Source organism: uncultured Bacteroides sp., assembly GCF_937912035.1.
Classification (GTDB): domain Bacteria; phylum Bacteroidota; class Bacteroidia; order Bacteroidales; family Bacteroidaceae; genus Phocaeicola.
The window spans coordinates 1-8,984 of record NZ_CALDPF010000038.1; the positions used below are offsets into that span (position 1 = coordinate 1).

An 8,984-nucleotide genomic window follows, 5' to 3' on the forward strand; every position below is an offset into this window, starting at 1 on the left:
TAGTCGCCGTTTTAGATGAGAGATCCCCGAGGTAGAGATACTTCGGGGATTTTTGCGTTTATAGATAGTTGAGATGTAATAATTTTAAGCTCTTGTGTTAATCTTTTGTTTAATATTGGTAATGTTGTATAAAATCCTTGTTTTTAAATTCGTATTCTTCGCTCATATTTCTTATATTTGGAGCGCAATAAAAAAATAAAATAAGAGATTGTGTTGATGAACTAATTAAACCTTGACAACGAATAAAATAAATTTATTTACTAATATAATTATGGAAAATAAAATTCAAGAACTTACGGATAAGATATATCGCGAAGGTGTAGAAAAAGGTAATGAAGAAGCACAGCGACTTATCAGTGAGGCTCAGGAAAAAGCTGAGAAGATAATTCAAAATGCCCAAAAACAGGCTGACGAGATTATTAGTATGGCTAATAAATCGGCAGAGGAACTTATGGAAAACACAAAGTCAGAACTTAAGTTGTTTGCTGGTCAAGCATTAAATGCATTGAAAACTGAGGTTACAAATCTGCTTACTAATCAGACTGTATCTGATGCTGTTAAGAATTTTACAGCGGATAAAGAGTTTTTAAATAAGTTTATTTTGTCATTAGCACAACAATGGGATGAAAATGATCCAGTTGTAATATCTGTAGCTGACGCTGAAAGTCTGAAAAAGTATTTCTCAAAAAATGCGAAAGATTTGCTTGATAAAGGTGTAAAAATAGAGAGTGTGAATGGATTGAAAGCACTGTTTACAATCTCTCCGGCAGATGGCTCATATAAAGTAAGTTTTGGAGAGGAAGAATTTGAAAACTATTTTAAAGAATTCTTACGCCCACAATTAGTAAAAATGTTGTTCTAAGATAGGATTATGGATACTTATTATTATCTAATAGCCGGATTGCCTGACATATCACTTGAAGATGGCAAACTGAGTTATACGGTTGATAGTTTTAAGTCGGAAATATATCCAGAGTTGTCAGATAAGGATAAAAAAGTAATAGACTTGTTCTATCTAGAATTTGATAATGATAACCTTTTACATCTATTGAAAGACAAGGATTATATAATAAAAAACTTTGGACTTTTTACTGCTGAGGAACTTTTAGCTTTAATAGATACTGTAAAGGATGGAGATATTCCCGATAAAAAATTCCCGTCTTATTTCGGTAAATTTATATCTGAATATTTTAATCTTACAATAGAGGAAGAGTATAAGGCTAATGATATATTGGCTTCCGAATACTATTCGTATGCAATGAATGTTAAGAATAGTTTTGTTTCCTCATGGTTTGAGTTTAATCTTAATATCAATAATATTCTGACTGCTATTTCTGCACGTAAGTATAAACTGGATGTGACTTCGTTTATTGTAGGTAATACTGAGGTGTGTGAAATGTTGCGAACTTCCAATGCCAGAGATTTCGGTTTGGGAGATACGTTGACTTATCTTGAAAATATTCAGAGAATATCGGAAATAGATGATTTAGTGGAAAGGGAAAAGAAAGTAGACTTGTTGAAATGGGATTGGATGGAGACAGAGTCTTTCTTTAATTATTTTACTATTGAGCGTTTATTTGTTTTCTTATCTCAACTTCAGATGATAGAAAGATGGATATCATTGGATAAAGATAAAGGTAACGAACTATTCAGAGCTATGATTAAGGCTTTGAAAGATGGTGTTCAGGTACCGGATGAATTTAGAAATTAGTTTAAATATAATAAAATGGCAACAAAAGGTAGTGTTATTGGTGTTATTGCCAATATGGTGACTCTAACTGTAGATGGTCCGGTGGCACAGAATGAAATCTGTTACATTTCTACAGGGGGCGACCGTCTTATGGCCGAGGTTATTAAAGTGGTGGGAACCAATGTTTATGTACAGGTGTTTGAAAGTACACGCGGATTGAAGGTTGGTGCTGAAGCTGAATTTACCGGCCATATGCTTGAGGTAACTTTAGGACCTGGTATGCTGTCGAAAAACTATGACGGTCTACAGAATGATCTGGACAAGATGGATGGAGTTTTCCTGAAACGCGGACAATATACTTATCCTTTGGATAAAGAAGCAAAATGGCTATTCAAACCAATTGTTAAGGCTGGAGATGAAGTTGGACCTTCGGCTTGGCTTGGAGAAGTAGAGGAAAACCATCAACCATTGAAAATCATGGTTCCTTTCCAATTGACAGGAACTTATAAAGTGAAATCTATAGTATCGGAAGGAGAATATACGATAGAAGATACTGTAGCTGTTCTTACTGATAAGGAAGGAAATGATATTCCGGTGAATATGATTCAGAAGTGGCCTGTAAAGAAGGCTATGACAAATTACAAAGAAAAACCGCGCCCATTCCGTTTGCTTGAAACAGGAGTGCGTGTTATTGATACTGTAAATCCAATAGTTGAAGGTGGTACAGGATTTATCCCTGGACCTTTCGGTACGGGTAAGACTGTGTTGCAACATGCTATTTCAAAGCAGGCTGAAGCTGATATTGTTATTATTGCTGCCTGCGGTGAACGTGCAAACGAGGTCGTAGAAATATTTACAGAATTCCCAGAGTTGGTTGATCCGCATACAGGAAGAAAGTTGATGGAACGTACTATTATTGTGGCTAATACCTCAAACATGCCTGTGGCTGCTCGTGAAGCTTCTGTGTATACTGCTATGACTATGGCTGAATTCTACCGTGCACAAGGATTGAAGGTTCTGCTTATGGCAGACTCTACTTCGCGTTGGGCTCAGGCACTGCGTGAAATGTCTAACCGTATGGAGGAGTTGCCTGGACCTGATGCATTCCCTATGGATATCTCGGCTATTATCTCAAACTTCTACGGACGTGCAGGTTATGTTTACCTGAATAATGGTGCTACTGGTTCTATCACATTTATCGGTACTGTATCACCTGCCGGAGGTAACTTGAAGGAGCCTGTAACAGAAAATACGAAGAAAGTTGCACGTTGTTTCTATGCATTGGAACAGGAACGTGCCGACCGTAAGCGTTATCCTGCTGTTAATCCTATTGATTCTTATTCAAAATATTTGGAATATCCGGAATTCGAGAATTATATTGCAGAACGTATTAACGGAGAATGGATAGGAAAGGTCAATGAATTGAAGACAAGACTGTTGCGTGGTAAGGAAATTGCAGAACAGATCAATATTCTTGGTGATGATGGTGTACCTGTTGAATATCATGTTATCTTCTGGAAGTCTGAACTTATTGACTTTGTAATTCTTCAGCAGGATGCATTCGATGAAGTGGATTCTGTTACTCCGATGGAACGTCAGGAGGAAATTGTAAATATGGTAATAGATGTTTGCCATACAGAATTTAAATTCGATAACTTTGTAGAAGTTATGGAATACTTCAAGAAGATGATTAATATCTGCAAACAAATGAACTATTCCAAATATCAATCAGCTGAATATGTGGAATTTGGAAAACAGTTACAGGAACTTATTGCAGAAAAACGTGCCTAATAATTTACTCAATTAATTAAGAATTAAAAAATGGCAACAAAAGCTTTTCAAAAGATATATACCAAGATAAGTCAGATAACTAAAGCTACCTGTTCATTGAAAGCTAAGGGGGTTGGTTATGACGAACTTGCTATGGTGAACGGCAAACTTGCGCAGGTTGTAAAGATTGCCGGAGATGATGTTACGCTGCAGGTGTTTGAGGGTACTGAAGGTATTCCGACTAATGCTGAAGTGGTTTTCATGGGTAAATCTCCTACACTGAAAGTTAGTGAACAGTTGGCTGGACGTTTTTTCAATGCATTCGGCGATCCTATTGATGGTGGTCCTGAAGTTGAGGGAGTAGAAGTGGAAATCGGTGGTCCTTCTGTTAATCCAGTGCGACGTAAACAGCCTTCTGAACTCATTGCTACAGGTATTGCGGGTATTGACTTGAACAATACATTGGTGTCTGGACAGAAGATTCCGTTCTTTGCCGATCCTGATCAGCCGTTTAATCAGGTAATGGCCAATGTGGCTCTTCGTGCTGAGACTGATAAAATTATCCTTGGCGGTATGGGTATGACTAATGATGATTACCTTTACTTCAAGAATGTGTTCTCTAACGCTGGTGCGTTGGACCGTATCATCAGTTTCGTAAATACTACCGAGAACCCTCCTGTAGAACGATTGCTTATTCCTGATATGGCATTGACAGCTGCAGAATATTTTGCAGTAGAGCATAATCAGAAAGTTTTGGTTCTGCTTACAGATATGACTTCGTATGCCGACGCATTGGCTATCGTGTCAAACCGTATGGATCAGATTCCTTCTAAAGACTCTATGCCAGGTTCTTTGTACTCAGACCTTGCCAAGATTTACGAAAAGGCAGTACAGTTCCCTAGCGGTGGTTCTATAACCATTATTGCAGTGACTACACTTTCTGGTGGAGATATCACTCATGCAGTACCTGATAATACTGGTTATATCACAGAAGGACAGTTGTTCCTGCGTCGTGATAGCGATATAGGTAAGGTTATTGTCGATCCGTTCCGTTCACTTTCACGTTTGAAACAGTTGGTTAGCGGTAAGAAAACACGTAAAGACCATCCGCAGGTTATGAACGCTGCCGTACGTCTGTATGCCGATGCAGCAAATGCCAAGACAAAGATGGAAAACGGTTTCGACCTTACAAATTATGACGAACGTACATTGGCATTCGCTAAGGATTATGCAAATCAGCTTCTTGCTATTGATGTGAACCTTAATACAACAGAAATGCTTGATGTTACATGGGGATTGTTCAGCAAGTATTTCAAGCCTGAAGAGGTTAATATTAAGAAGGAATTTGTTGATCAGTATTGGAAGAAGTAATCAAATTCAATAAAAAACAGAGAAATGGCTATTAAATTTCAATATAACAAAACCTCGCTACAGCAGTTGGAAAAGCAACTGAAGGTTCGAGTTCGTACGCTTCCTATAATAAAGAATAAGGAAAGTGCGTTGCGACTTGAGGTGAAACGTTGCAAAACTGAAGCTGTGGAACTGGAGGAACGTCTTGAAAGTCAGATTCAGGCGTATGAAGCCATGTTCGCACTCTGGAATGAATTTGATGCTTCATTGATAAAAGTGAAGGATGTTCATTTGGGCGTTAGAAAGATTGCCGGTGTGAGGGTTCCGCTACTTGAAGAGGTGGACTTTGATATCCGTAAATTCAGTATGTTCTCTGCTCCTAAATGGTATGCTGACGGACTTCATATATTGAAGACTTTGGCGCAAACTGCCATTGAGAGAGAATTTACACTCGCCAAATTGGGCTTGCTGGAACATGCGCGTAAAAAAACTACTCAAAAGGTAAACCTGTTTGAGAAGGTACAGATCCCTGGATATCAGGACGCATTGAGAAAAATAAAACGTTTTATGGAAGATGAGGAAAATCTGTCGAAGTCATCACAGAAGATTCTGAAGTCTATTCAGGAAAAGAGAAAGGAGGCTGAGGAATGATTGCTAAAATGAAAAAGCTGACTTTCCTTATATATTATAAGGAGTACGAACAGTTTCTGGAAAAACTGCGTGAACTTGGTGTAGTTCATATTTTTACGAAATCACAGGGAGCGGCAGAAAATCAGGAACTTCAGGATCGTATCCGGTTGGCTGCAAAATATGCTGCTGCAATAAAATACCTTCAGGGAATGAATGTTGTGGCAGATAAGCATGAAGGTGATGCTGCTAAAGGAGAAAAAACTCTTGAGGTATTGTCAGAACTGCAGGCTGATCAGCAAAAGTTGGTTCATAGGAAACAGGCGCTTGAAAAGGAAATAGTTTCGTTAGAACCATGGGGAGATTTCGATTCAGGTAATATAAAACGTCTTCGAAATGCCGGTTATGTAGTGAATTTCTATATATGTTCTGAAAAGCAATTCAATGATGAATGGATTCAGGCATATAATGCGACAGTTATAAATAAAATAGGCTCTAAAGTTTATTTTGTAACTATAACATCAGAAATAGATGTTCCTGAACTTGAGGTGGAATATGCAAAATTGCCGGATAAATCTTTGAGTGGCTTGAAAGCCTCTGTTGAGAATCTTGAAAAAGATATAAACAAAGTGGATGAAAGTATCAATGATTTGGCAAGAACATCAATTGCTGACCTTGAAGTAGCTCAAAGGAAGGTCTATTCTGAAATAGAATTCTCAAAGGTTGTATTGACTGGAGATTCCTTGGCTGACAATAAGCTCGTATTATTGGAAGGGTGGGTTCCTGAAGTTAAAAGTGAAGATGTCAAATCTTTCATGGATAATCAAGGAGCTTACTATGAGATTTCCAACCCTGCACCTGAAGATAATGTACCTATATTGTTTAAAAACGATAAGTTCTCACGGTTATTCGAACCGATCATAAGGCTGTATATGTTGCCTAAATATAATGAACTTGACCTAACTCCGTTCTTTGCACCTTTCTTCATGCTGTTTTTCGGCTTGTGTCTTGGAGATACAGGATACGGTGCGTTTATGGTGTTGGCAGTTACTATATATAGGTTGATGGCTAAGAATATAAGTTCGGGCATGAAACCAATACTTACATTGGTACAGATTCTTGGAGCTTCTACAATGGTTTGTGGTCTGCTTACAGGAACATGTTTCGGATTTAATATTTATGATATTCAGGTGCCTTTCCTGCAGAAGATGAAGGAGGCTATTTCACTGGATAATCAGCAGATGTTTAATTTGTCTCTTATTTTGGGTGGTGTTCAGATAATCTTCGGAATGATGCTGAAGGCTGTTAACCAGACTATACAGCTCGGATTTAAGTATGCTGTCGGAACAATAGGATGGATATTTGTCATTCTTAGTTCGGCAATAGCATTTGCCGGTGCAATGGAAATGGGTGGAACAGTACACATGGCATTTGTGATAGCAGGATTACTTATGGCTTATCTTTACAATAGTCCCGGTAAGAATGTTTTTGTAAATATCGGTCTTGGACTGTGGGACAGCTATAATATGGCAACCGGATTGTTAGGTGATATATTATCATACGTTCGTCTGTTTGCATTGGGATTGTCAGGTGGTATTTTGGCAAGCGTATTCAATAGTCTTGCAGCAGGTATGAGTCCTGACAATATAATAGCAGGTCCTATAGTTATGGTGCTTATATTTGTCATCGGACATTCAATCAATATCTTTATGAATGTTCTTGGTGCAATGGTTCATCCTATGCGTTTGACTTTCGTTGAGTTTTTCAAGAACTCAGGTTATGAAGGTGGAGGAAAGGAATACTCTCCATTTAAAAAATAAAATGTATTTCGTGTATATAAACTGAAAAAATAATAATAGAAAATTTTAGAATTATGGAAATGAATTTTTTGATTGCCTATATTGGCATAGCTGTTATGGTTGGTTTGTCTGGTATCGGTAGTGCATACGGAGTAACAATCGCTGGAAATGCGTCAATCGGAGCACTTAAAAAAAATGATAGTGCTTTTGGTAATTTCTTGGTATTGACAGCGCTTCCAGGTACTCAGGGACTTTATGGTTTTGCAGGTTATTTTATGTTCCAGAATATCTTCGGAGTACTTACTCCTGAAATCACTACTCTTCAGGCTTGTGCAGTACTTGGTTCTGGTATTGGTCTGGGATTAGTAGCCCTTTTCTCTGCAATACGCCAGGGACAGGTTTGTGCTAATGGTATAGCTGCTATTGGTCAGGGACACAATGTGTTTGGTAATACATTGATTCTTGCCGTATTCCCAGAATTGTATGCTATCGTTGCCCTTGCTGCTACATTCTTGATGGGTTCTGCTATCACAGCTTAATATATAAATATAATATTTTGATTGAAAGCTGTCTCAATATGATTGGGACAGCTTTTTGTATTATTGTGTATATGAAGTTTTTTTATAACTTTGTCACGTAATGTAAAAATGTAGAATAATATGGGATATGGAAAATGGATAGGTGGTCTTATGGGTTTTGTAACTATGGGACCTTTAGGTGCCTTGGCAGGTTTTGCCATTGGGTCATTATTTGATAATGCAAATGAAAGTGATGCAGAAACTTCAGAAGCCTCAAATGAATATGTCGGACAAAGAAACAGTTTTCTGTTTTCAATGCTTGTTATGGCATCATATATTATACGTGCTGATGGTAGAATAATGCATAGCGAAATGGAATTTGTAAGGAAATTCCTAAGAACTAATTTTGGTGAGGTGGCTGTATCTGAAGGCGAACAGATTTTATTGAATCTGTTTGAGCAGAGAAAACAGATGGATAAATCTAATCCAATGGCTTTTAAAAATACTATACATGAATGCGGAGCACAGATTGCATCAAATATGTCGTACGAAGAACGTCTTCAGTTATTACGTTTCTTGACACAGATAGCTCAGAGTGATGGTAATGTATGCAAGGAAGAAATTGAAGCATTGAAGGAAGTCACGTTGGCTATGGGATTATCATACCAGGAGGTAGAATCAATGCTTAATATGCGAGGCAAATCTTTGGACGAGGCTTATAAGGTTCTTGAAGTTTCACCAAATGCATCTGATGAGGAAATTCGTTCTGCTTATAAAAAAATGGTATTAAAACATCATCCGGATAGGGTAGCCACACTTGGTGAAGATATAAGAAAGGCTGCTGAAGAAAAACTTCAGGACATAAACGATGCGAAAGAACGTATTTATAAGGCTAGAGGTATGAGATAAAAAACACATATACTTTATAAAGGCTGTATTTTGTATAGTACAGATAGCAAAAATAGTATTATATGTAATACAGATAAAATAAAGTACATGCAAGTGGGGTAAATAAGTGTTTTTTTTACGAAAAAAAAATCACGTTAGCCTTGTGTTTTAAAAGAAATCATTACTTTTGCATCGTAAAACTTGAGATTGATAATACAAGACAAGTATATAAATCGTATCGAAAGAGTTTTAGAACTTTATTATAAAACCATTAAAAATTTAAACAAAATGATTAAAGTAGGTATTAACGGTTTCGGTCGTATCGGCCGTTTCGTATTCCGT

At 37.4% G+C, this 8,984-nt stretch carries 8 protein-coding genes; all 8 read left to right on the forward strand.

Going from position 1 to position 8,984, the window contains the following annotated elements; genetic code table 11:
- The first annotated feature begins 271 nt into the window (after positions 1 to 271).
- Complete coding sequence (locus Q0486_RS11040) at positions 272 to 862, forward strand: hypothetical protein (protein ID WP_299233110.1); 591 nt, start codon at positions 272 to 274, stop codon at positions 860 to 862.
- A 9-nt stretch (positions 863 to 871) separates the two neighbouring features.
- Positions 872 to 1,711: a DUF2764 domain-containing protein gene (locus tag Q0486_RS11045; RefSeq protein WP_299233113.1), complete on the forward strand. Its 840-nt coding sequence runs from the start codon at positions 872 to 874 to the stop codon at positions 1,709 to 1,711.
- Positions 1,712 to 1,726: 15 nt separating this feature from the next.
- Complete coding sequence (locus Q0486_RS11050) at positions 1,727 to 3,481, forward strand: V-type ATP synthase subunit A (RefSeq protein WP_299233116.1); 1,755 nt, start codon at positions 1,727 to 1,729, stop codon at positions 3,479 to 3,481.
- Between the two features lie 30 nt (positions 3,482 to 3,511).
- Positions 3,512 to 4,831, forward strand: coding sequence for a V-type ATP synthase subunit B (locus Q0486_RS11055; RefSeq protein ID WP_299233119.1), 1,320 nt, complete (start codon positions 3,512 to 3,514; stop codon positions 4,829 to 4,831).
- Between the two features lie 24 nt (positions 4,832 to 4,855).
- Positions 4,856 to 5,461: a V-type ATP synthase subunit D gene (locus tag Q0486_RS11060; protein WP_154044764.1), complete on the forward strand. Its 606-nt coding sequence runs from the start codon at positions 4,856 to 4,858 to the stop codon at positions 5,459 to 5,461.
- Positions 5,458 to 7,257, forward strand: coding sequence for a V-type ATPase 116kDa subunit family protein (locus tag Q0486_RS11065; protein ID WP_299233124.1), 1,800 nt, complete (start codon positions 5,458 to 5,460; stop codon positions 7,255 to 7,257). Before Q0486_RS11060 ends, Q0486_RS11065 begins: the two co-directional genes overlap by 4 nt.
- 53 nt (positions 7,258 to 7,310) lie before the next feature.
- Positions 7,311 to 7,775 (forward strand): V-type ATP synthase subunit K, encoded by a 465-nt coding sequence (locus Q0486_RS11070; protein ID WP_154044766.1) that lies wholly within the window; start codon positions 7,311 to 7,313, stop codon positions 7,773 to 7,775.
- Between the two features lie 120 nt (positions 7,776 to 7,895).
- Positions 7,896 to 8,663 (forward strand): TerB family tellurite resistance protein, encoded by a 768-nt coding sequence (locus Q0486_RS11075; protein ID WP_299233128.1) that lies wholly within the window; start codon positions 7,896 to 7,898, stop codon positions 8,661 to 8,663.
- Positions 8,664 to 8,984 lie beyond the last annotated feature (321 nt).

Bases quoted from the DNA above. Each gene is read 5' to 3' on its own strand.
- Q0486_RS11040 (WP_299233110.1), top strand. From the start codon at position 272: ATGGAAAATAAAATTCAAGAACTTACGGATAAGATATATCGCGAAGGT.
- Q0486_RS11045 (WP_299233113.1), top strand. From the start codon at position 872: ATGGATACTTATTATTATCTAATAGCCGGATTGCCTGACATATCACTT.
- Q0486_RS11050 (WP_299233116.1), top strand. From the start codon at position 1,727: ATGGCAACAAAAGGTAGTGTTATTGGTGTTATTGCCAATATGGTGACT.
- Q0486_RS11055 (WP_299233119.1), top strand. From the start codon at position 3,512: ATGGCAACAAAAGCTTTTCAAAAGATATATACCAAGATAAGTCAGATA.
- Q0486_RS11060 (WP_154044764.1), top strand. From the start codon at position 4,856: ATGGCTATTAAATTTCAATATAACAAAACCTCGCTACAGCAGTTGGAA.
- Q0486_RS11065 (WP_299233124.1), top strand. From the start codon at position 5,458: ATGATTGCTAAAATGAAAAAGCTGACTTTCCTTATATATTATAAGGAG.
- Q0486_RS11070 (WP_154044766.1), top strand. From the start codon at position 7,311: ATGGAAATGAATTTTTTGATTGCCTATATTGGCATAGCTGTTATGGTT.
- Q0486_RS11075 (WP_299233128.1), top strand. From the start codon at position 7,896: ATGGGATATGGAAAATGGATAGGTGGTCTTATGGGTTTTGTAACTATG.